Genomic DNA, 1,205 nt, shown 5'->3' with positions numbered 1-1,205 from the left:
TCGTTGAAATAGGCCACAGCAAAACCTGCCGCCTGATCCATCGCCGGATTGGTCTCCGGCGTGGCATCGGGTGCATATTTGTTGATGAAGCCCCACATGGTTTCCTTGTCCTCGGCGCTGGAGGCCGAAGCGAGGTTGAGCAGCATCGAGAACGGCACCACCATATCGGACTGCGGCACGTCACCGCCGTGGATGTGCCAGACCGGGTTGTTCAGCTGCCCCTTCAGGTCCTGGGTGTGATAGGCGCGCAGCTGCTGGTGGTATTCGTCCACTGCCTTGGGGATCACATCGAAATGCATTCGCTTGGCGGTCTTGGGCTTCTGGTACATGAAATACGCCAGCGACTCTGTCGAGGCATAGGTCAGCCATTCGTCGATCGAGATGCCGTTGCCGGAGGTTTTCGAGATCTTTTGGCCGTTGGCATCCAGGAACAGTTCATAGGTGAAATGCTCCGGCGCGCGGTGGCCCAGAACCCGGCAGATGCCGTCATAGATCGGTGTATTGGTGGAGTGATCCTTGCCGTACATCTCAAAATCGACTTCCAGCGCCGCCCAGCGGGCGCCGAAATCCGGCTTCCACTGCAGCTTCACATTGCCGCCAGTGACCGGCAGGGTCCATTCCTTGCCGTCTTCGTCGTCAAAGGTGACGGTGTAAGTTTCAGCGCAGACCTTCTTCATCGGAACATAGAGGACGCGGCCGGTTTCCGGATGGATCGGCAGGAAGATCGAATAGGTCTGGCGGCGTTCCTCACGCAAGCTCTTCAGCATGATCGCCATGACGTCGTCGTATTTGTCGACAGCGCGTTTCAGCACCTCGTCGAACTGGCCGGACTGGTAGAACTCCTGCGCCGAATAAAATTCATACTCGAAGCCGAAGGTATCCAGGAAGCGGCGCAGCATGGCGTTGTTGTGGTGGCCAAAGCTCTCATGGGTGCCAAACGGATCCGGCACCGAGGTCAGCGGTTTTTGCAGATGCTCCTGCAGGCTGTCGGCATTGGGCACATTGCCCGGCACCTTGCGCATCCCGTCCAGATCGTCCGAAAAGCAGATCAGCTTGGTGGGTATGTCCGAGATCACCTCGAACGCGGTTTTGATCATGGTGGTGCGGGCGACCTCGCCGAAGGTGCCGATATGCGGCAGGCCCGAGGGGCCATAGCCGGTCTCAAATAGAACATAGCCCTTGTCCGGCGCGCCCTTGGCATAACG

The 1,205-nt window shown here is 58.5% G+C and carries 1 protein-coding gene; it reads right to left on the bottom strand.

Translation table 11 applies throughout. The features are described 5' to 3' along the window. On the bottom strand, window positions 1-1,205 hold a 1,205-nt coding region (locus tag A2I95_RS40000), incomplete at both ends, for a lysine--tRNA ligase (protein ID WP_291737887.1).

The organism is Leisingera sp. F5, assembly GCF_001593695.1.
This window is presented reverse-complemented; position numbering and strand designations above follow the sequence as displayed.